Here is a 20,774-nt window from a genome sequence, read left to right as displayed (position 1 = left end):
TTGAAATGTGGATCTTGAGCGATTTGCCTTAGCTTGCCAATATTCTAAAATCCTAAAATCTCAATCCCCATAGTCTATCCGGGTCGGCTGCAACGACTTTCGCAAAAAAAACCGATAAATGAGGTGACAAAAGTGTCGCAATATACGGGAGAATGGATTAGGGTGTACCAATATATCTTGTTGGAAGTTGAGGAACGATGGAAGCTATTCAGGAAAAAACTTTATTTAAGCTTGATGTCGCGATTCTGCTCGCAACTCTGGGTTTGTTGTTTTTCAATTATCTTGCCTTCCACATCACGGTTGAGTTTCTGTGCGCTTTTTTCGCCATGAATGCTGGTGTTGTCGTATTCCGTAGTGAACAGTCTCTGCGTAGCACCTTCTGTAACATCTTGGCGGTCACTCTCTGTGCGGTTGCTTTGGTTGATATCATGCATCTGCTGGCGTACAAGGGTATGGACCTCTTGCCTGTCCACGAGGCCAACGCTGCAACTCAGTTCTGGGTTATTGGCCGTTATGTGCTCGCTCTAGGTATTCTCGTAGCGACCTTGTGTCAAAAACAGTTGCCAATCGCTGTGATCATTGCTGCCACTGGTATTGTCACAGGCATAGCCGTTGCGGGAGTTTTCAGCGGGCACTTTCCCGATGCTTTTATTGATGGCTATGGTCTGACCCAGTTCAAGGTACTCTCCGAATATGTGATTATCAGCATGCTTATCATCAGTATTTTGCTGATCTCTTTTCGCCAGCAGATTTTTTCAGTACGCGGGCATTTCCTGTTTATTAGCGCCCTAGGCGTAACCATCCTCAGTGAACTGATGTTTACCCTCTACCAGGACGTTTATGGAATTTTTAACGCTGCAGGGCATGTTCTTAAGCTGATCGCTTACCTGCTTCTGCTTCACCTGTTTCATTTTTATTACAACCGGGGGAGCTGATGGCAAAAACACAAAAACGCAGTATTTTGGTTTATTTTTTCAGCATGTCTATCGTGCTGATGTTAATTGTGTTGATTTTCAGCAGCCTTTCCCTGCAGCGTCTTTATAAGGACTATGCTCAAGCCAAAAGCAATAAGGATGCGTTAGTAACCTGTTCAGCTATTTTTCAGACGATTCGCCACTATGGTTTTGAGCGGGGCCGGGTCAACGTGGTCATGAATTTTCGTGGCGACCCGGAAAAGATGCAGAAATCGATCGACTTTCTCAGCAAGCATGGCAGAGATGGAGATCTGGCGTTTGCAGAAGTATTGAGGGACACTCAACCATGGCTTGAAACTGATCAGCCTGAACTCGCGAAAAAAATTGCTGCAACCCTAAACAGGATAAAGTTGCTGCGTGATGATTACCGTGAGCAATTTCAGCTGCCTTTTCAGCAGCGCAATCTGACACTTGATGATCTCTGGTTCAATGCCATGTCAGAGCAGATTGGGCATCTCAAACTTATCCTTTACAGTCTTATGCAGAAGGAACGTTGGTTGCCAGAGCAGCGCCCTGTGGCTGAGGCCTTTTTCTTGCTGTCACAGTTGCGTGATCATACCGGCCCGGTTGTTTCCTACCTGAAAGCGTCTTCCTTCAATATCAGCAGTTTGAGTTCTGCCAGAATGGCGGAGATCAAAAGAAGACGGGCGGCGGTTGAGGTTTATCTGGATAGGCTTGGTATTGTTTCCAATGTCAATCTAGGGCCAGCCCGGCAGGATGAAATCGATGATTTTAAGCATCAGTATCTGGGCCGATTTTACTCTGTCGCAGAATCCTTTATGAACGAATATGATCGAACCGGGATTGCCCCCGTACTTGCTAAAGACTATCTGCCGCAAGGGGTCAAAAATCTAGAGAAACTAAACCTGATTAGCCAAGCATTACTTGAAGATTTTGAGGTAAAAAGCCAAAAGGCAATTGCGGAAGAAAAAAATAAGCTGTGGGTCGGAACCCTGACGTCATTGACATTGCTTTTTCTGATTCTTTTCAGCCTCTATCTCGCCTACCATAACATTTACCGGCGGATTATGCTGAGTTCAGGGATTCTTGAAGAACTGACTCGCGGGAATCTTGATATCGATATTCCGGAACCGAAACTCAATGATGAGATCGATAATATACAAACTGGTCTGCTGCGTTTTCGAGATAACCTGATCGAGTTGAACAACTCAAATCATAAGCTGCTCGCAGAAATGGAGCAGAGGCAGGCGTCGGAAGAGCGACAACGGGGGCTGTCGGAAGAGAGGGGTTTGCTGCTTAAAGAAGTGAACCATCGAGTCAAAAACAATTTGGCTCTCATCATCGGTATGCTCAATCTGGAGGCAAAGAAACGCCAGGATGAAAGCTACTCCCTATTCATTGATGAAATTAAAAGTCGGGTCAATGCTTTGAGTATCCTACACTCACTATTATCAGCCAATCAATGGCAACCTATTGGGCTTAAAGATCTTTGTCACCAGCTTGTTGGAAATACTTTACCACGGGACATTCCACCCCAGATCATCATCAATGAATCAGACTTTGTCATCGAAGCAGCTCAAGCCCATAATGTGTCTTTGGTTATTAACGAGCTTTCGACAAATACGGCAAAATATGCAGCGGAGAACTCACAGATTGTTGTTACCATCCATATTGAAGCCACTGCGGATAACGGAGTTCATCTGTCTTATCAGGACAATGGACCAGGCTATCCACAATCTGTGATAGATGGATCTTTTCCGGACAGTGGTATTGGTATGCAGATGATAAATGGGATTGTAGAGATGAGTCTCTCTGGAAAGTTTAAGATCAGTAATCATGACGGTGCCAGGAGCGATATTTTTTTCCCGATTTTAAGCGTGAAAGAAGAACCACATGAAGCCTGATGCTAAGTTAAGAGTTGTCATAGCGGAAGACGAGTATCTAATCTCGCAGGATGTTGAAAACAAAGTATCTTTAGCTGGTTACGAGCCCGTTGCATTGGCTGCAAATGGTAAGCAAGCCCTGGAACTTATTCGCAAGCATAAGCCCGATGTTACTATTTTGGATATACAAATGCCTATCATGGATGGCTTAGAGGCAGCCAGAACCATTCGTGATGAATTTCAGATTCCTGTCGTATTGATGACAGCTTACGAGTCACCTGAATTTCTTGCTGAAGCGAAAAAGGCAGGTGTGGGGGCGTATCTAGTTAAGCCCCCTGATGTTTATCGGTTGCAAAGAGCGGTTGAACTTGCCGTGGCTCGCCACGATGATTTGATGGAACAGAGAAAATTAGTTCAGGAATTAAGGGCAACCGTAGCAAAGCTTGAAGCGGCAAAAGAAGAAATAGCAGAGCTGCGCGAGATAATTCCAATTTGCTCTTATTGTAAAGATATTCGAGATGATCAGGGTTATTGGCTAAGAGTTGAAGGATATATTGAGGCCCATTCCAACTCTACATTATCACATGGTATCTGCCCTGAATGCATGGAGAAGCACTTTTCAAAATATAGCGACAGGATAAAGGCTAGGCTAGACCCTCAAAAACCGTGAGTTTTTATTTAAATCCGGAAATTTCTAGAGGCAAGTATTTTGTCAAATCTTAGCATTTGTGAAAAGCCAAAATGGCGACCATCAAGTCAGGCCCCATCGTTCCCAAAAGTCCTGCCAAATAGGGCTTGCATATATTCTTAGGATTTTTGATGCGCAAAAAAGTTGGCACTTATCACAGCTACCGGGTCACCGATCTAAAATAAGGTGTCTTTGCCAAAGTAGGAGACAGGCTCAAGACACCGCTCCCCTTCATGACGGGCATTATTGACATAATCGGACACTTGGATTGCCTCAAAGCCATCCCACTCATACGGCAGAAGCAGTCGCATTAAATGCTCAGAATCGCCTGCCAGCCATTCATCGTAGTGCTTTTCCCCAACTATCACCGGCATCCGGTGATGGATCGGCGTCAGCAAAGAATTACTATCGGTCGTAAGAAGGGCACAGGATTCAACAACCTCACCAGAAGCCTTGTCTGTCCAGCATTCCCATAAGCCCGCTACGGTAAACAATGAAGAATCAATTTTCCTGATATGAAATGGAATCTTCTTCTTTTCAGACCGTTTCCACTCGTAAAATCCTGTAATTGGGACCAAACACCGGCGCGATTTGTAGGCAACACGAAAAGAAGGTTTTTCGGAAACCGTTTCAGCCCGTGCATTGATCATTTTGTAAGAAATAGATCGATCTTTACTCCAGGGAGGAATAAGTCCCCAGAAGAGTAGGGCAGGGGCGCGCTCTCTGTTCTCATTCAATCGAATAGCAAGAATGTTTTGCCCTGGAGCAATATTCCAGCGAGGTTTTACTTCAGGAACGCCCGAGACCCTAAGGATCTGGGCAATCGCTTCCGCTGTTGAACCAAGAGAAATTCGACCACACATGAATACAGCATAACTTGGATTGAGATTTGATGTTGAGCCGATTATTAACTTAACGTGGTTTTTCGTTCCATTGGGTTTTGACCCTTCAGAAGAGGAACGGCAATAAGTTCCAAGTCAATGCCTACTATTTTAAAGCCCATCACCAAATATACTGGGCTGGGCTTTTGTTTTATCTCAAACGACCACCATCTCCCCTGAGTTACCGAAAATTGTATTCGCTTCGTCTCACCGGCAATAAAAAATACGGTTTCCAGCTTCGCTAGACCCTCCGCATTTTTAACCGCTCCGCTTTGCCTTTGCTCCTCTGGCTTCTCCTTCTTTTCTCTCAACCTCAGGGGATGAGGTTTTAAACAACCAACCCCCTACAACCTATTAGCCGACATCTACGGTTCGGCCAAACCAAAGGAGAGAAGAGATGAGCCAGGAAATCTATCAAATGATTACCGATCAAATCCTCACTAAGCTCGATCAAGGTGTAGTGCCTTGGCGTAAACCTTGGAACGCTGAAAGCGGCTCCCCTAAGAACCTGATTAGCAAGAAGCCCTACCGTGGAATCAATCCACTTATGCTTTCTTGCAGCGGTTTCGCCTCTCCCTGGTGGCTTTCTTTCAGGCAAATTAAGCAGTTAGGTGGGAAAGTCCTCAAGGGCCAGAAAGGTACTCCCGTCGTTTTCTGGAAGTTCCTGGATAAAGAAATTGAAAAAGAAAACGGTGAAGCCGAGATTCGGAAAATCCCGATGTTACGCTATTACTTGGTCTGGAACCTTGAGCAGACAGAAGGCATTAACCCTAAAAAGATCCCAACTGCTGAAACCAGAGAGGATATGGACCCCATTGAGGCAGCTGAGGCCATCGTTGCCGGTATGCCTAACGCTCCTGAAATTCTTTTTATGGGAACTCAAGCATGCTACTCACCGGGCCAAGATCAGGTCTGGATTCCCAAAGCAAAATACTTCCACACTCAGGAAGAATACTATTCCGCAATCTTTCACGAATTAACCCATGCAACAGGCCACGAGAACCGCCTTAATCGTCCTGGGATCACCGAACGTATTCAATTTGGTTCAGAAAACTACTCAAAAGAGGAGCTTGTGGCCGAGATGGGAAGCGCTATGCTTTGCGGTATTGCCGGTATCGAAAACTCAACTATCGACAATTCAGCTGCCTACATCGATGGCTGGCGTAAGAAGATCTCCGAAGACCCCAAGCTTGTAATCCTCGCTGCCGCACAAGCTCAAAAAGCAGCCGATCACATGCTTGGACGAGAGTTCCAGGCATCTTCAGAATAATTTGATAAACAAATGGGGCAGGGGACCTAATTCCCTGCCTCAAAATTTTCCGGGGCTGCGCCCCGGCGTTGGATTACGATTTGAGTTTAGTGTCAACGCCCTTTACTTTGCCCAGACACTCGGTTAGATTCAACGTTATCAGGAGGGGCGTTAGCTCCGAACTGAAGAGACCAGCCTCGCATCCCCCTCCGCTTGGCTGGTCTCTTTTTTTCGTCTGTTGTAAATCCTTAGCGTACTTTTCCGTTCCATTGGGCTTCAAGTCCATTTAACTGGTAACGTAGCGCCACGACCTGATGGAATCCTCGTCCGATAACAGTTCCTGAAGATAGTTCTCTTCGACCGCCGTAAGCTGTTTAACATCCTCTTCTTGGACAACGTCTGACAAACCCAACTCGATCAACCCCTCGGCGATACTTCTTCCTGTTGCTACTGAAAACGCATGAACCAAAACTTTTGAATATTGCATAGGAATCCCCTCCTTGATTTTCTAATGATAGAGAGGAATCCTGACAGATCTCTGATTGAAGGGGAGAGCTTTATCAAAAAATCTTCCAAAGACCACAGCATAGAATCGTGACATTATCCGACACAATGGCGTGTTCAATTCTGGGAAACACACACCATGGAGAGTTGATTATGCATGCAGTCTTGCTCGGCAAGTCAGATACATTTATGTCCCTGTCGATCCCTTTTTACCTTGATGCCGTTCCTGCTGGATTTCCATCTCCTGCAACAGACTATTGTGAAAAAACTCTCGACCTGAATGAGCTATGCATCAAACGGCCAGCTGCGACTTATTTTGTCCGCGCGCAGGGAGAATCCATGCTCGAAGCAGGGATCTTCTCCGGCGACATTCTCGTCGTGGATCGATCTTTAACAGCCCGTCACGGGGATATTATCATTGCAGAGCTCAGTGGCGAATTGACGGTTAAGCGGCTTGAATTGAAGCCAGCGCTGCGGCTTGTGCCGATGAACAAAAAACATTTGCCGATAACCATTCCAGAAGGGGTGGATCTGGAAATCTTTGGTGTTGTCACAACCGTTATCCACTCGGTCCGCAAACCATGAAAACTTTTGCCCTCGTAGACTGCAATAACTTTTATGCAAGCTGTGAAAGGCTTTTTCGGCCGGATCTAAAGTCGCAACCTGTTGCCGTTCTCTCGAACAATGATGGCTGTATTGTTGCCCGTAGCCAGGAGGTCAAAGACCTCGGTATCAAGATGGGGGAACCTCTATTCAAAGTTCAGGATCTCCTACAGCAGCATGGAGCGCACATTTTCTCTTCAAACTACACACTGTATGGAGATATCTCATCCAGGGTGATGCAGACCCTAGAAACATTCAGCCCACACGTTGAAATCTATTCGATCGATGAAGCGTTTCTGGATCTGTCCGGTTTCCGCGAACTGACAGCTTACTGTGGAGGGATCAAGAGAACAGTCTTCCGTCATGTCGGCATTCCGGTATCAGTCGGGACTGGACCAACCAAAACCCTTGCAAAGCTTGCCAATCACGCCGCCAAGAAACTGTTCCCAGAAGAAGGGGTGGTGGATCTTTCCGATCGCCTGCAATCCACGAAAATCCTTCAACGGGTCCCCGTTTCAGAAGTCTGGGGAGTTGGCCGGCAACATACAAAACGACTTAAGACAATAGGGGTCCACACGGCGTATGACCTGTCACAACTTCAGCAAAAATTTGTCAGAAAACATTTCTCGGTTGTAATGGAACGTACAGTACGGGAACTAAACGGAGAATCTTGCATCGAACTGGAGGAAATTTCTCCGCCCAAAAAACAGATCATCTGTTCTCGTTCGTTTGGTGACAAAATCACCGAATATAGATTGATGCGAGAAGCCATCTGTGAATTCACTGCGCGTGCCGCAGAGAAGTTACGCAGAGAAAAACGGATCGCTGCAGCTCTTACCGTTTTTATCAGAACCAGCCCGTTTGATAACCTGGGGACCTATTACGGCAACGCAGCAACCCAGAGTCTTTTTCAGGCGACCTCAAATACCCAAAACCTGTTATCTCTCAGCACCAAACTGTTAAAAGAAATATGGAAAGATGGCCATCGATACACGAAAGCAGGCGTTATGCTCAGTGACTTCTCCCCAGAAAAGCAGCAACAACTATCTTTGCTCCATGACCCAGCTATCGGCCCTGAATCAAAGAGCTTAATGGAAGCAATAGATCTGATCAATCAACGGGCTGGAGGCATTTGGTTCGGCGGACAAAGGCCGAAAAAAGATTGGTTCATGCGACAAGCACGGCTTTCACCAGCTTATACAACTCGCTGGGATAGTTTGCCGTTTGTAGAATTCTAGCCTGTCTTGATCATTTTTATAATCTATATATTATTTATTTGCTTATATTTTATAACATATGTATTATCAAAAAAGTAAATATAAATAACTTAAAGGTTATATTATGCAATCTAAGCATCGCCGCATTATGCGAGAGCAGCTGGACGCAACTTTCAAGAAGCTAAGCGTTATCAGGACAAGCCAGCCCCCAGTTAAAGGCTGGCTACGCTCAATTCGTGAAGCCCTGGGAATGTCCGGAAAGCAAATGGGCGAACGAATGGGAGTCAGCCAGCCGCGCATTGTGCAGATGGAAAAGGATGAAATTTCCGGTGCCATTACATTGAAGAGCATGCGTCAAGCTGCAGAGGCAATGGACTGTGTTTTTGTTTATTCCGTTGTCCCTCGCGTCAGCCTGGAAGAAACTATTCGAAATCAGGCCCAAAAAGTTGCTGAAAAGCGCTTTTCCCGCACCTCTCATACGATGTTGCTCGAAAATCAGCAGGTCTCAAGTGAGGAACGTCAGAAAATGCTTCAGTCCAAGGTAGATGATCTGGTACGCGACATGCCTAGGGACTTCTGGAGGAAAGAATGATCGATTTTGAGTATCCCGAAGGGGCTACACCAATAGATCCAGACGAAGCAGAGGGCCTCTTGCTGCCGCACATCAGGACCAGAGCTGAGCTTGATCGCTGGGAACAAGAAAATATCCATGAAGCAGAAGACACCGTTTTCAGACGCAAGCAGAAGGATATTTTAACTGAGAAGTACGTTTGCTCGCTGCACAAGAAAATGTTTGGGCATGTCTGGCGGTGGGCAGGCGAGTTTCGCCGCAGTCAGAAAAATATCGGTATTGAATGGGTGCAAATCCCAATGGCTCTACGTCAACTATTTGATGATGTCAGTACCTGGCTGGAGTTTGATACCTATCCGCCGGATGAAATAGCAGCTCGCTTCCATCACCGACTGGTTTCCATTCATGCTTTTCCAAATGGTAATGGCCGCCATGCTCGCCTGATAGCCGACATTGTTCTGGTTCATTTACTAGGGCAGGAACGTTTCAGTTGGGGGCAAGAAAATTTAACTAATGCTGGCGACTGCAGAAGGAATTACATCAATGCACTTCGTTCTGCTGATCAGCACACTTATGACCCCTTACTGGCTTTTGTTCGTTCGTAGCAGGCGGTATGATAGTTGGCCCTAGCAGAAAATCCTGAATGTATCGTGATATCTTGACATGCAGTTCATTATCTTTTATGCTTGCTAGCAAGCATAAAAGATAATGAACTGCAGTAAACTCTCGGCAAGCGCTACATTTCCATCCACAATTTCTTTCTTGTAAAAATGCATTTTTATTCCGTCACTTGACATCAGTGCTTATATCGAATATGCTTGCTAGCAAGCATATTCGATATAAGCACTGATTACCGATATTCAAAGAGGGTCAATGCCAGATCACGCGCTCCCCAAGCAATGGGATTTATTTCTTAAAGAGTTTTCCGACAGGCTAGTTGCCCCGTCTCAAGGAATTCCGTCAACGCGCTGCCTCTCTCGCAATACCTTAGCTTCAATATTCTCTGCTATAAAAAAAGAAAAGCAGCTGCCATCTACATTTCCAAGTGGTCTCAAGATCTTAGAACTGCTGACCTCAATGGGCCTTGCAACTGAAATACCGACAGAGAAAAAGGAGAGCAGCGCTCCCTCCAAAGAGTTCTATCTAATCGGCCTCAGCGCCTCACATGACAAGACCACAGACCCTTTTGAAATGCTACAAGCCCACAAACCCGACGGGGTGATTTGCTACTTCAGCGCGATTTCCTATTATGAGATGTCCACTCAATTTCCAAGCCATCACCACATTGCTACGCTAACCAAATCGCCCAAACCAAGCAACCCCCAAAGTCCTCATCAGGTCATTGATTCTAAACATGAGGACACGCAACCTGAGGCGTCCAAAAAAATTGGCACGCTCAGCTTTTCCTATCAAGGCGTCCCTTTTTACACAACAAAGCGAAATAGCAATACAATCCCAGGAATCAAGACGCGCATCCTGAACCCAAGAACAACTATCAAAATAACCTCTAAAGAACAAACACTGCTCGACACCTTAAGCTACCCTATCCACTGCGGCGGGGCAGAAGTAGTGTTCGAGGCGTGGGAGAACTATATCGACTCAATAGACGAAGAGGCCCTTCTCGATTTGCTGAACAGCATCAAATCCGCTTCGCTCAATCGCAGGCTAGGGGCCTTGCTTGACTTTATTGGCTACCAGCCAAAGGCTGAACTGAACCGATTCCTGGAAAACACAAAAAAAGAGGCAGAAACCTCAGCGGACCAAATCACCATCCCCCTATTAAAGGGACACGCTTTCCAACGAATTAACCCTAGCTGGAATATTTTTATCCCGTAATAGCCATGGAACAAAATTTAATCAACCTATGGAAATATGAGGCCCTCTCCCAAGTTCTTTCAGCCCTGTCAGAAAATGCTGAGATAAGGGATGTTCTGATCTTTAAAGGTGCCCTTATCCTTAATCGTCGGCTAGGAACAGACAGGCTTTCTCTCGACATTGATAGCAACCTGGACACCGACTTCAGCCTACAGGTCCCTGATCGTAGTGATCAGAAGAGCTTTCTAGAAACACACATTCCACTTGCCGTATCAAGATATTTTGAAAAGCAGTCCCCCGTTCGCTTTGAGGTCAGTCGAGTAAAAGTCGATCTCAAACCGCGTGTCGAACACCCAAAGGGCTGGAATGCTTTCCAGGTAAAAATAACCTTGATTGACCATCAGCTGGCTGGAGTTCGAGGGCTACCAGCACTTACAATCGATGTCGCAGCCCCTGAAACCCTTACAGAAGATTCAATTGATGAAATACAATGGAACGGCTCCACCATCAGAGCCTACACTTTGGAAAGAATTGCCGGCGAAAAAGCTCGAGCATTCCTAAGCACTTTACCGTCTTATAGGGAAAAGATGAAAAAGCCAGGGGAAGCGATCAGAGTAAAGGATTTATATGATCTCACCCGGATTTTAGAAAACAAACCCATAACGGACGAAACATTCTGGGCGACAGCAGGAAAAGAATTTCAGTTGGCGTGCGAATCTCGCTACATAGACTGCCGGGGCGGCATCAGCTTTAAGGAAAGCTGGAGCGAAACAAAAGCGGCATTTGAAAATGAATCGATTATCCCTCGCGGCATTGATTTTAAAACCGCCGAGGAAGCGCTTGATTCAATAGTTTCTCTTTGGGAGCAGCAGGGGGTTATACCTTTTGAGTTCGCTCTACCGACATAACACCGTGACCACATAGCTGCGATATGTGCCAACTTTCACTTCAGACAACAATCAGCCCTTCAGGGGAAGTCAGTCTTCGTTAATCTCGTCCCGAAGGCTCATGCTAGGCTTAAATGACACGATCTTACGGGCTGAGAGCTCAATAGCTTCTCCAGTCTGAGGATTTCGTCCAGCGCGAGAATCTTTCTGTTTAACCGTGAAGTTCCCAAAACCAGAGATCTTCACATTCTCCCCAGTCCCCAGGGTGCACTTAATGGTTTCAAAAACTTCTTCGACAATCCCAGAGGATTCTTTCTTCGAAAACCCTGTAGTCAGGTAGACATGTTCAATAAGATCGTTCTTGGTGAGTGACACAACTTCCTCCTTGGCAAAAACTTACCGCCATTATGCACACCTTTGAAATTACTGTCATTCTCCTTCTTTTCAAATAATCATAGTGCCGGCGCTTAGCTTACGATAATTCCACAAAAAGGGGGCTAAATCGTATGAAATTGATTACTAATACGTTAAATCAAGGCTTTTAGTCGCGTAATCTTTTCATACAGTATGAAATTAGTGAAGAAAATAGCCTTCCGATGAGTGGAAGACTGTTTTTGTATGAAAACATTTAAGAGCCGGATTATTACGAGTCCCAATCGGCAACCGGTGAAAAACCTCGGAACCAGCGGACCAGGCCCTCGGGTTTGACAATCTGTAAAAAATTCGAGGAAAGCATCCGCGATGAAGTATACCTGGGTGGGTTTTGAAACAGTGAAAGAGAAAACCGTCCTAGGAAGAACAAAAATCCGCTATCAAAGCACTCCATCCAACCATAATCTTCCAGCACCGCACCCGTTTGTTTTGAAACTATCTGCCAGGTGATCCATAGTGGAGTTTTAACGTAGGGTCAGGCTTTTGCTCTTGCAAAGTTTACATAACCTATCTTATGCGACGGTGAAAAAACATGTGAATTTGCCCATGGGCTAGCTAACAACGTCTCTCCACCGTTCCCTCAAAGCCCGAAAGTCACAATTATATATAGACTCACAAATCTTCAAATCTATTCTTCTTCAATTTCCCCAATCCACTTCCGAGCCAAGCAGACTTCCTTAGTAAATAATTCTCCCGTTGAATATTTCAAAAATGCTTGGAAATCTTCTACAGCTTTTTTTTCATCACCCTTTATCTTCCAGTTAAAAAAACCTAAACAATAGTAAAATTGATATTTATCAGGTTCTTCTTCAATAATCCAAACCAAAAAACTTTCAACCTGGGATATGGTGATAGCGGCAATATCATAATTTGAGCATATCCTATATTCTCTTATTGCTTTTGCAAGGTCACCCTTATAGGCATGAAGAAAAGCAGAGTTGAAATGCCAGATAGGGTCATCAATTTTTTTACACTTTTGAACATATGACAAAGCAAGATCGACATCTCTTGAGCAAAGAAAAACCTTTATACCCTTAAGCAATAAGGTCCCATAATCAGATTCCGCAGAATCATCAACCTTGTCTAAACTTGATATAAATTTTTCTAGCTCATTTTTATCATGTGTTTTTCTCCATTCATTAAGAGATATGTTTGATCTAGCCTTATTTATTTCAGTAATTCTTTTGGGTATTCTATTTTTAAGTTTTTCAAAAACAGGAAAGTCTGTTTGTTTCACTTCTAGACTTTGTTGGACATCTTTATATAGTACTTCTGCATAATCCAAATCGCCAGAAAGAGCAGAAGCAATCCCAATAACATATTTAGCAACAACCTCTGTCCATTCTGTAGTAAAATTAAATGAAAAAAGATCATTTTCAGATTTTATATTAACTCTTCTTGGGAAAAGTTCTCCAAACTCATTTGCTAGTTTTTCACTAACTTCTTTTGGCAAATCTGCATGTGAAACTATCCCTTCTAATTCTAATATATTGCAGTCATTTCCATCTATTTTTCTTATTCTTATCCTGCCATATATAAGAAACTTAGCTTTTGTTTTTGCTCTAAGCAACTGTGCATCATCAATATCATTAATTTTTGAAGAAATGTTTTTTGATATTTCAATAAAATCAACGTTTTTACCGAGAGGACCTCTTTTAAGAAGAGATCTCAGGTTATAGATAAAATCATCACTAATTTTTTTCTGTTCTGCATCACTTGTCCCTCTTATGCTTACTACAAATCCAAGTTTTCCTTTTTCAGTTTTAGGACATAGATTTGCAAAATACCAAACGAGAGAAACAAGGATCGCTGTAAATAAATATGCTATTACAGAGATAAGATCCGTTGATTTAAGTTGTCCTAAAACGACTGAAAGGATCAGAGACGATGCTGCTATTGATAAGAGCAAACCTTTCCATGTGTGCCAGTACTCTTGTGCTATTTCTATAATTTTATCGGACAACGCCCCGCACTTCCTTTCTTCGAAGAAATGACAAATCAAACTCAATTTCAATGATTACATTTAACTACCAAACATTCAGTACAGATCGGAACCTTAGAACAAACCCATTCTCTCCCCTCTCCGTCACCAATCAAATTTGCCTCCATTATGCTTCCACAAGATGGGCATAGCGGCTTGGACTTCGCAGAATACTGAAATTTGGGAGAATCATCAGGCAGCTTGTGGTCGTCACCAAAAATAAAATCTTGGTCGATCTCTTCTGGCTCACCATCTGTCCCAGTATCCAAAATCTGAGATAGTACTCTTTGAACATCCGCTGAAGTATAGCCTTTTTTCGCGGGAACCCGGCCCAAGGGCAAACCTGCCACTTCGAAAACTTGGTTTACAAATTTATCCCGAGCTTTCCTCTTGGCGTGCGTATGACTTTTATCATCCAACTCAATAGCCGCTAACACCTCAATGCTTTCAGGGCTACAAATGACAAAATCTATGTGCTTCGCTGAAATTTTATTGAAAGCTCTCAACTTGTCTTTGTAATCAAGCCCAGACCTGACCTTGAACAGATCGCCAAGCCGAACCTTTGTAAAAATCCGGTATGAATCACCGGTCGCTTGTTCCAGAACGCCAAAGAATGAACGCTCAGCCGGACTGAGGAGCCTAGCTTGCTTTTCATATGGAAAGTTTCTGAGATTGTCATTTTTACGGGAGGAGAATATAACCGTGAGAATTTTAATGATGACCGCAATAACTACAAGAAATATTAGGCCTTCCATTTTCCCCCCTAAAAGTCACCCATCAGAACTTATTCGAATCCTGCTGGACAAAACCATGCTTCTGGTTTTTAGCCTTATACCCCATCTGCTTCAAAGCATGGTCCTTCAAATTGGCATCGACATAGGACAGAACCGGGAAGGAGTACATAGTCAGAATGATTTGATCCCCCTCAGCCGGCTGCCAACGATATGTTTTCCTTAGGCTCAGCAAAGCTTTATTCGGCTGACCATACTTTCCAGCTAGCATTTCGAGTAATTCCGACTTGAACTCCTGACTGCTGCTTTTTCCCGCAAATCTGATTTCGATCTCATAAACTCTTCTTGGCCAGTCGGGGTGAATTTTCAGTACGACTTTGGCTCCCATGCCCAGAAGGTTGGTTACGTACACAACCTCTTTAGCAGACCAGAATCTCTCGTTTAGAAAACTCTTGTCGAAATTCTTATTCGGAGAATGAACACCGGACTGACGGATAGGGACATTGTGCTGGCGAGCGATCTCGACAACATCGGTCAGTGTCATGCCCGTTTCCCATAGATCGAACTGAGCAGACAATACAGTGTCGGGAAAAAACAAAATCATAAGAACAAGATATTTCTTAAACATTGACGCCCCCCCTCTAACAGCGACTACTCCACACCAAAAAGTTTCCTCAACCGCTCCACCGTGTGGTTCCATTTCGTTGTGCGTGGTTTGCAGGCTGAATTCTGATTACCAAAGAAACCAACCTCTGAAACCGCCTGATTGATCGGCTTAGTTTCCAGCCATTCAACCGGAACAAAATATTCACTATTCTCCTCATCCTCGGCATATTGTCTATGATAGCCAGCCTGAGCAATATCGAGAAAATGTTTTCGCTCTCCATCTGCGTCGACCTGAAACTCCGTAGCACGGACGGATTGGCCTGTCACCTTACCAATGCCCACATAACCTTGTCCTGGGACATTGACCCAAACGCGATCGCCTGGAGCCAACTGCGACAATGTTCGTGAATACCAAGCCCCTCCCCCAGCACAAATAAAACCGTACTTGACCGCCTCAGACCAATCACGCTCCGCACTATGTCCGAACGATACATAATACTCGCCGTTCCATTCGCCACGCTCACCAGACTGTACGGACGTTGCACGGATCTCAGTTTCAAAAGGATCGATTAGCCAGGCACGGCTGAGGTACTGACGATCTTCATCTTGGAACACCTGGAAGAAGATAACGTTGATAGCAATGTCCATCCCATTTAGATAGTTTACGATCCGTTCCGTACTAGGATCGAGGGAAGAAGCAACAACGACAATCTGATGAGAACCGTTCAGCTGCTCTTCGTCGAGCGTTTGATTGAACTTCAGCTGAAATGCATCGTCAAGTGCACCACCACCGGAAAAGCGATCATAGATATGTGCGATCTCGTCCGAGGTTAAATTTTTCACCCAGGAAGCATAATCCAGAGCTTGCGCAACCACTTCGCGCGGTGTCTGGTTACGCTTCAACTCAACAACTATCAGCTGGCCGTCTTGGTTAACAGCCAGCAGATCAATAATGCCACCATAGTCTGTTCTGACCTGCTGACCGATGAGCAACCAATGTGGAGAGAGAATGTTGGGATCAGCAACGATCATCTTCTCCAGAAAGGCCTCGCTTTCGAGAGAAACTTCCCTCAATGGCTGTGGTTCCGAAGCGACTTTCCAAACAGCATGGTTAATAGGCATAGCTTATTCCTCGATAGTCACATCTTCAGGAGTCTCTTTGTAAAAATCAGCTCCACACTCCGTACATTTCCAAGCAGGATCATTCAAGCTGACACAACATCCACCCAGCACTACACGGCCACTGTCGAGATCAGCCTGTAATTTCTTATCATAAGCAGGCATGCCGTACATGATGGAGGCAATTCTGCTAGAGGCGCACGCAGGACATTTTCTGGGTTTCTGCTTAAAACTTTCCATTACTCCACCAACAACCGGCTATTCTTTCCCCACCAGCAAATCAAACACCACTCGCGCAAACCCCTTTGCCACTTCCGGGTTAGACAAAACCTGCATCATCTGATTCTGGTGCGCTTCGCTGCTGCTTAGCACCGCGTCATCAAGCGCCTGCGGAAAATCGCCAAGCATCGCCTGTTCCGGGGTGTTGTTGCGGATTTGATCCATAACGCTCTTGTTCTCACGTACTTTGTCGCGAATGGTGTAGGCGTAGTTCACAAGGTCTTTTTCAGTCAGGTTGTCGGTCATAAACAGCTCGTTTAACCGCGCCAGGATCTGCGACAAAAACTCTTCCTTCTTGTCTTTTGGCTTGGCGGTACCTAAATCGCTGCCTGGCTTGAGACCGTTGTCACCTTCAGACTCCATCACCAGGTTCAGCTCGCGCTGTTTGGAAAGCCGGTAATGACTCAGAGCAACGTTGCTCAGATCGATCTCGTCCTCGTCATCCAGCTTTTCCCGCAGCATCGGCCGCAGGTGGCGAGCGTAGAGGGCGAGCTTTTCCAAGTCCTTGCTATCGTAATCAACGATCTGCGACATGAACTCGTAGAAACGGGTAAAGCTACCGAGATCCTTCTTGAAGATCTCCAGCCGGTCTTTTTCTTTACGGCACTCTTTGAAGCTCTTTTCGGCATTGGCGATCAAAACCGCATTGCCAGTCTTTTTCGCTTCTTCGAAGATTGTTTTGGAGTCCCTATAGGCCTCGACCGCCAGTTTATAGCGCCCCTGCCAGCGCTCGACCGCAGGTTTGCAGATATTGCTGATCGCCGCACTACTCTTGTTTTTGGCGAAGAAGGCCACGACGAATTGCTCAACCTCCTGCCAAGTGAAGATCCCCTCGGCACGCAGTTTGTCGAACAGATCGAAAACCAGGTCAGGGTCGGACACATATGCTAGTTCGGCAGTCTGGTAGTAGGGTTGGAAGGAATCGAGAACATCCTGCGGATCGTTAAAGAAGTCGAGCACAAAGGTGCCGCTTTCGGCCTTGCCCGGGTAGGTCCGGTTCAGACGGGAAAGGGTCTGAACGCACTCGACGCCATAAAGTTTCTTGTCCACGTACATGGCGCACAGTTTCGGCTGATCGAAACCGGTCTGGAACTTGTTGGCGACTAGCATCACCTGAAACTCATCAGTGTCGAACGCCTTGCGCATGTCGCGCCCCTTGAGACCGGGGTTCATACTGTGCTCGGTGAACTTTTCCCCCACCAGCCCTTCGGCATTCGGATCGTTGTCGCTGAAGCTCACCTCGCCGGAGAAGGCGACCAGGGCGCTGATGCCGCTGTAGCCCTTGGCGGTAATGTACTTGTCGAACTCCTTCTTGTAGCGCACCACTTCCTTGCGCGAGCTGGTCACCACCATCGCCTTGGCCTGTCCGCCGAGCAGGCCCATGATGTTGTCCTTGTAGTGCTCGACAATCACCTGCACCTTCTGGGCAATATTGTAGTCGTGCAGCCGCACCCACTGGTTGAGCTTCACCGTCGCCTTCTTACTGTCAACTTCTTCATCCCTGGCCTGAATCTTCTGCGCCAGCTGGTAGGCGACCTTGTAGTTGGTGTAGTTCTTCAGCACATCGAGGATAAAACCCTCTTCAATCGCCTGCCGCATCGAATAGATGTGGAACGCTTCCGGCTTGTTGGTCTTCGATGGCTGCTGACTCGGATCGGGCAGGCGACCGAACAATTCCAGAGTCTTCGGCTTTGGTGTCGCGGTGAAAGCAAAATAGCTGAGGTTGTCACTGCCACGCCGGGCGGCGATGGTCGCATCAAGGATATCCTCAGAAGTGAACTCAACATCGTCGCTTGTATTCTCAGCCAGCAGCACCTCTTTCAACTGCCGGGCAGTAGCGCCGGTCTGTGACGAGTGCGCCTCGTCGGCGATGATCGCATAGCGGCGATCCTTGAGGCTGACGCTGTTCTCTATTGCCTGGAGCACAAAGGGGAAAGTCTGAATGGTGACGATGATGATCGGCTGCGAGCTCTCCAGGGCTTTGGCCAGCTTTTCCGACTTGGAACCATCCCCTTCCTTGCGATTAATCCGTCCCACCACGCCGTCGGCATGTTCAAACTGGTAGATGGTGTCCTGCAGTTGGTCGTCGAGCACGGTGCGGTCAGTGACGACGATCACCGAATGGAACTGCTTATCCCCTTCGGCTGTATAGAGGGATGAGAGCTGATGGGCCGTCCAGGCGATGGAGTTAGACTTGCCCGAACCGGCGCTGTGCTGGATCAGATATTTCTGCCCCGGTCCTTCCTCGCGAGCAGCGTCAAGCAGACGGTTAACCACCTCCCACTGGTGATAGCGGGGAAAGATCATCGTCTCTTTCTTGTACTTTCTCCCCTGCCAATCTTCCTTTTCTTCAATTTGGAGATGAACGTAACGAGCAAGGATCTTGAGCAGGTTGTCCGGTAGCAGCACCTCGTTCCAGAGATAGCTGGTGGCATACTCGTTCGGATTCTCTGGGACATCGTTGCCAGCCCCGCCTTCTTCAGTTCCTTTATTGAACGGCAAAAAGACGGTGTCGCCCCCCTCCAGCTTAGTGGTCATGTAGACCTCGTACTGGCTGACAGCAAAGTGAACCAGCGCCCCGCGCTTGAAGGTCAGCAGCGGTTCTGGCTTCTTAACTATTAGGTCTTTTGGCAGTCGGGTGCGCTTGTATTGGTTGATGGCGTTGTCGACCGCCTGCTTAAACTCCGACTTCAGTTCCAACGTGGCAATCGGCAAGCCGTTGACAAACAGCACCAGGTCGATGCGCCACTTCTTCGCTTGCTTGCCGGTTTCAAGTAGATGCTCTTCAGTGGCATAGGGGCTGTAGACCAGCTCCGGCACGATGCGCAGTCGATTTTTCTGATAGCGGGCCAAAGTGTCAGGGTTAAGGTCGTGTTCCGGCTTGAACTGACAAAGTTTGAAACGGGCTCCGCGATCCCGCAGTTCGTGACGTAGCACACCGAGGGTGCCGAAGGTTCGCAGGTCTCGGTCGGCGGCGTTGGGATCGGCTTTATTGAGCTGACTTGCGACTTTTTCGAGGAGATGTTTTTCTGGATTTTGCGGATAGAGTTTGCAGTATTTTTGCCACTGTTCGTCCTGGGTCTCCTGCACGAAGCCGAGCAGATCTCCTTCGCATAGGGCCAGTTCACGGTTGTAACCGTCCGGCGTGCCGAGCAGCCAGCCGTTAGCAACCATCTCGGAGATGACGTCACTTTGGTAGTACTGCTCGTTCGATTTATTTACCACCGCTGTCCCTCCAGACAAAATTAACAGCTCATCCGACATGGCTGCTGTTACTACTGAATTATAAATCAACTGAATCAAAAGGCATTAAGCCCCCGAAACCACATACGCTTAACTATATTTACTTAAACCTGTCTGCCCTTTTGCAAACTTAGCTAATGTAGTCCAGCCTACACCGCTGCTTTCAATGAAAACATCTTCCTTACCAGACTTGTATTTCCCCTTCTCAACTGTCGGATAAATACTCAAATACTCTTGCCCCTTAAAGGCAGAGTATGATTTTTCCATCAAAGGCAAAATTGCCACGCTTCCACTACTAAACCCATCAAAGTACCCCAATTCCCAAGGCATCCATTTCGAATCAGTCGAACTTTCTGTCGCAATATAAATCAATGATTTTGATTGTTTCATTCGTTCTCGTATAAGTTTTGCGGTCTCTCTGTTCACCTCATCGCGAGATAAGTGTGGATCAACAACCCAATCGACATACACCTTCAAGCCTTGATCCTCAAGAAGACATTTAACACCGAGAACTAATTCTGCGTCGTTAATCGAATGAGACAGAAAAACATCAAATTGTTCATAGGAGCCAGCTTTAATCTTTGCTTCAGAAAGAGTTTGACTTGCGGTCTTGGCCGAATAACTTTTTCGTAACATTCCTTTCGCGGCTAGCCTGGCCTCGTCCTTTGTATAGAAACTCATTTACTCCCCCCTCAGCACCTTTCGCTGCTTACCCTAAAATCTTCTTTAAATTTGCCCAATCCCAACGATATAGACGCCCGGCATTTGGCACCGCAGTATAGTCACCATTACGATAACCAATTACTTGCACTATTGGTTTGCCCTCGTCCCTAGCCATGCCAACTTCAGCAAGGACTCCATGTGCCTTATGTGTTTTGGGACCAACCATCACAAGAACAATGTCAGACCTCCTAATTGCTGCTCTCGCTTTATCTTTCCAGTTTCTTTCAGGAGCAGCCTCTTTGAGGCTGTGATCCTCGATAGAAAAGGGAGAATCTGCTAGTCGAGACTGTCCAATAATGAAATCTTTCAATTTTTTATCATTGTCGAAATCAAAACTCACAAAAACTCGCGTTTTCTTTCTCATCCCATTTCTCCCCATAGCGCTTGCAAAGAGACCCGTAGTACCGCCGACAACCAGACCACCTAT

General features: G+C 46.1%; 21 protein-coding genes. 10 read left to right on the top strand and 11 right to left on the bottom strand.

Annotated elements, in window-relative coordinates; all coding sequences use genetic code 11:
• Positions 1 to 197: 197 nt before the first annotated feature.
• Genes BUB13_RS14075 through BUB13_RS14065 form a run of 3 tightly spaced genes read left to right on the top strand, consistent with a single transcriptional unit; the run spans position 198 to position 3,488 of the window.
• Entirely contained in the window at positions 198 to 935 is a 738-nt protein-coding gene (locus BUB13_RS14075) for a membrane-associated sensor domain-containing protein (protein WP_072909407.1), read from the top strand.
• Positions 935 to 2,839 carry a sensor histidine kinase gene (locus BUB13_RS14070; RefSeq protein ID WP_072909406.1) on the top strand — a complete coding sequence of 635 codons (1,905 nt, stop codon included), beginning with the start codon at positions 935 to 937 and terminating at the stop codon, positions 2,837 to 2,839. Before BUB13_RS14075 ends, BUB13_RS14070 begins: the two co-directional genes overlap by 1 nt.
• Positions 2,829 to 3,488: an ANTAR domain-containing response regulator gene (locus BUB13_RS14065; RefSeq protein ID WP_072909405.1), complete on the top strand. Its 660-nt coding sequence runs from the start codon at positions 2,829 to 2,831 to the stop codon at positions 3,486 to 3,488. The genes BUB13_RS14070 and BUB13_RS14065 overlap by 11 nt, the downstream gene beginning before the upstream one ends.
• A 194-nt stretch (positions 3,489 to 3,682) precedes the next feature.
• Here the strand turns inward: BUB13_RS14065 and BUB13_RS14060 are convergent, their stop codons facing one another.
• Complete coding sequence (locus BUB13_RS14060; RefSeq protein ID WP_072909404.1) at positions 3,683 to 4,369, bottom strand: SOS response-associated peptidase; 687 nt, start codon at positions 4,367 to 4,369, stop codon at positions 3,683 to 3,685.
• Between the two features lie 415 nt (positions 4,370 to 4,784).
• Between BUB13_RS14060 and BUB13_RS14050 the strand changes: the two genes are divergently transcribed.
• A complete protein-coding gene (locus tag BUB13_RS14050) occupies positions 4,785 to 5,657 on the top strand; it encodes an ArdC family protein (protein ID WP_072909402.1) in 873 nt (290 codons plus the stop codon).
• A gap of 265 nt (positions 5,658 to 5,922) precedes the next feature.
• On the opposite strand, the gene BUB13_RS14040 is transcribed toward BUB13_RS14050, so the two are convergent.
• On the bottom strand, positions 5,923 to 6,123 hold the full coding sequence (locus BUB13_RS14040) for a hypothetical protein (protein ID WP_072909400.1): 201 nt from the start codon (positions 6,121 to 6,123) through the stop codon (positions 5,923 to 5,925).
• 170 nt (positions 6,124 to 6,293) lie between these two features.
• On the opposite strand from BUB13_RS14040, the gene umuD reads away from it, so the two are divergent.
• The 6 genes from umuD (at position 6,294) to BUB13_RS14010 (ending at position 11,254) form a co-directional block, all read left to right on the top strand.
• Positions 6,294 to 6,725, top strand: coding sequence for a translesion error-prone DNA polymerase V autoproteolytic subunit (umuD, locus tag BUB13_RS14035; RefSeq protein ID WP_072909399.1), 432 nt, complete (start codon positions 6,294 to 6,296; stop codon positions 6,723 to 6,725).
• A complete protein-coding gene (gene umuC, locus BUB13_RS14030; protein ID WP_072909398.1) occupies positions 6,722 to 7,981 on the top strand; it encodes a translesion error-prone DNA polymerase V subunit UmuC in 1,260 nt (419 codons plus the stop codon). Before umuD ends, umuC begins: the two co-directional genes overlap by 4 nt.
• A gap of 103 nt (positions 7,982 to 8,084) precedes the next feature.
• Complete coding sequence (locus BUB13_RS14025) at positions 8,085 to 8,552, top strand: mobile mystery protein A (protein WP_072909397.1); 468 nt, start codon at positions 8,085 to 8,087, stop codon at positions 8,550 to 8,552.
• Complete coding sequence (locus BUB13_RS14020) at positions 8,552 to 9,136, top strand: mobile mystery protein B (protein ID WP_072909419.1); 585 nt, start codon at positions 8,552 to 8,554, stop codon at positions 9,134 to 9,136. Before BUB13_RS14025 ends, BUB13_RS14020 begins: the two co-directional genes overlap by 1 nt.
• A 268-nt stretch (positions 9,137 to 9,404) precedes the next feature.
• Positions 9,405 to 10,367 carry a type IV toxin-antitoxin system AbiEi family antitoxin domain-containing protein gene (locus BUB13_RS14015; protein ID WP_072909396.1) on the top strand — a complete coding sequence of 321 codons (963 nt, stop codon included), beginning with the start codon at positions 9,405 to 9,407 and terminating at the stop codon, positions 10,365 to 10,367.
• Positions 10,368 to 10,372: 5 nt separating this feature from the next.
• Complete coding sequence (locus BUB13_RS14010) at positions 10,373 to 11,254, top strand: nucleotidyl transferase AbiEii/AbiGii toxin family protein (RefSeq protein ID WP_072909395.1); 882 nt, start codon at positions 10,373 to 10,375, stop codon at positions 11,252 to 11,254.
• A gap of 69 nt (positions 11,255 to 11,323) precedes the next feature.
• Here the strand turns inward: BUB13_RS14010 and BUB13_RS14005 are convergent, their stop codons facing one another.
• From BUB13_RS14005 to BUB13_RS19000, 9 genes are all read right to left on the bottom strand, one after another.
• The gene (locus BUB13_RS14005) at positions 11,324 to 11,608 is read right to left on the bottom strand and encodes an integration host factor subunit alpha (RefSeq protein ID WP_072909394.1); all 285 of its coding nucleotides are present in this window, start codon (positions 11,606 to 11,608) and stop codon (positions 11,324 to 11,326) included.
• 685 nt (positions 11,609 to 12,293) lie between these two features.
• A complete protein-coding gene (locus tag BUB13_RS14000; RefSeq protein WP_072909393.1) occupies positions 12,294 to 13,628 on the bottom strand; it encodes a hypothetical protein in 1,335 nt (444 codons plus the stop codon).
• A 47-nt stretch (positions 13,629 to 13,675) separates the two neighbouring features.
• Positions 13,676 to 14,401 (bottom strand): DUF2726 domain-containing protein, encoded by a 726-nt coding sequence (locus BUB13_RS13995; RefSeq protein ID WP_072909392.1) that lies wholly within the window; start codon positions 14,399 to 14,401, stop codon positions 13,676 to 13,678.
• Positions 14,402 to 14,423: 22 nt separating this feature from the next.
• Positions 14,424 to 15,005, bottom strand: coding sequence for a hypothetical protein (locus BUB13_RS13990; RefSeq protein ID WP_072909391.1), 582 nt, complete (start codon positions 15,003 to 15,005; stop codon positions 14,424 to 14,426).
• Positions 15,006 to 15,028: 23 nt separating this feature from the next.
• Complete coding sequence (locus tag BUB13_RS13985; protein ID WP_072909390.1) at positions 15,029 to 16,105, bottom strand: PDDEXK family nuclease; 1,077 nt, start codon at positions 16,103 to 16,105, stop codon at positions 15,029 to 15,031.
• Between the two features lie 3 nt (positions 16,106 to 16,108).
• Positions 16,109 to 16,342, bottom strand: coding sequence for a hypothetical protein (locus tag BUB13_RS13980; protein ID WP_072909389.1), 234 nt, complete (start codon positions 16,340 to 16,342; stop codon positions 16,109 to 16,111).
• 18 nt (positions 16,343 to 16,360) lie between these two features.
• Positions 16,361 to 19,645: a type I restriction endonuclease subunit R gene (locus tag BUB13_RS13975; RefSeq protein WP_072909388.1), complete on the bottom strand. Its 3,285-nt coding sequence runs from the start codon at positions 19,643 to 19,645 to the stop codon at positions 16,361 to 16,363.
• A gap of 69 nt (positions 19,646 to 19,714) precedes the next feature.
• A complete protein-coding gene (locus BUB13_RS13970) occupies positions 19,715 to 20,305 on the bottom strand; it encodes a toll/interleukin-1 receptor domain-containing protein (RefSeq protein WP_072909387.1) in 591 nt (196 codons plus the stop codon).
• A gap of 28 nt (positions 20,306 to 20,333) precedes the next feature.
• Positions 20,334 to 20,711, bottom strand: coding sequence for a TIR domain-containing protein (locus BUB13_RS19000; protein WP_072909386.1), 378 nt, complete (start codon positions 20,709 to 20,711; stop codon positions 20,334 to 20,336).
• Between the last annotated feature and the right edge of the window lie 63 nt (positions 20,712 to 20,774).

It is taken from the genome of Malonomonas rubra DSM 5091 (assembly GCF_900142125.1).
Lineage (GTDB): Bacteria > Desulfobacterota > Desulfuromonadia > Desulfuromonadales > Geopsychrobacteraceae > Malonomonas > Malonomonas rubra.
Note: the sequence above shows the minus strand (reverse complement) of the source record. Positions and strands in the feature narration are given on the sequence as shown.

Coding starts and splice junctions, on each gene's coding strand:
- BUB13_RS14040 (WP_072909400.1), bottom strand. CDS start 6,123: ATGCAATATTCAAAAGTTTTGGTTCATGCGTTTTCAGTAGCAACAGGA.
- BUB13_RS13990 (WP_072909391.1), bottom strand. CDS start 15,005: ATGTTTAAGAAATATCTTGTTCTTATGATTTTGTTTTTTCCCGACACT.
- BUB13_RS14070 (WP_072909406.1), top strand. CDS start 935: ATGGCAAAAACACAAAAACGCAGTATTTTGGTTTATTTTTTCAGCATG.
- BUB13_RS13995 (WP_072909392.1), bottom strand. CDS start 14,401: ATGGAAGGCCTAATATTTCTTGTAGTTATTGCGGTCATCATTAAAATT.
- BUB13_RS13970 (WP_072909387.1), bottom strand. CDS start 20,305: ATGAGTTTCTATACAAAGGACGAGGCCAGGCTAGCCGCGAAAGGAATG.
- BUB13_RS14025 (WP_072909397.1), top strand. CDS start 8,085: ATGCAATCTAAGCATCGCCGCATTATGCGAGAGCAGCTGGACGCAACT.
- BUB13_RS14060 (WP_072909404.1), bottom strand. CDS start 4,369: ATGTGTGGTCGAATTTCTCTTGGTTCAACAGCGGAAGCGATTGCCCAG.
- BUB13_RS19000 (WP_072909386.1), bottom strand. CDS start 20,711: ATGAGAAAGAAAACGCGAGTTTTTGTGAGTTTTGATTTCGACAATGAT.
- BUB13_RS14010 (WP_072909395.1), top strand. CDS start 10,373: ATGGAACAAAATTTAATCAACCTATGGAAATATGAGGCCCTCTCCCAA.
- umuC (WP_072909398.1), top strand. CDS start 6,722: ATGAAAACTTTTGCCCTCGTAGACTGCAATAACTTTTATGCAAGCTGT.
- BUB13_RS14015 (WP_072909396.1), top strand. CDS start 9,405: ATGCCAGATCACGCGCTCCCCAAGCAATGGGATTTATTTCTTAAAGAG.
- BUB13_RS14050 (WP_072909402.1), top strand. CDS start 4,785: ATGAGCCAGGAAATCTATCAAATGATTACCGATCAAATCCTCACTAAG.
- BUB13_RS13985 (WP_072909390.1), bottom strand. CDS start 16,105: ATGCCTATTAACCATGCTGTTTGGAAAGTCGCTTCGGAACCACAGCCA.
- BUB13_RS14075 (WP_072909407.1), top strand. CDS start 198: ATGGAAGCTATTCAGGAAAAAACTTTATTTAAGCTTGATGTCGCGATT.
- umuD (WP_072909399.1), top strand. CDS start 6,294: ATGCATGCAGTCTTGCTCGGCAAGTCAGATACATTTATGTCCCTGTCG.
- BUB13_RS13980 (WP_072909389.1), bottom strand. CDS start 16,342: ATGGAAAGTTTTAAGCAGAAACCCAGAAAATGTCCTGCGTGCGCCTCT.
- BUB13_RS14065 (WP_072909405.1), top strand. CDS start 2,829: ATGAAGCCTGATGCTAAGTTAAGAGTTGTCATAGCGGAAGACGAGTAT.
- BUB13_RS13975 (WP_072909388.1), bottom strand. CDS start 19,645: ATGTCGGATGAGCTGTTAATTTTGTCTGGAGGGACAGCGGTGGTAAAT.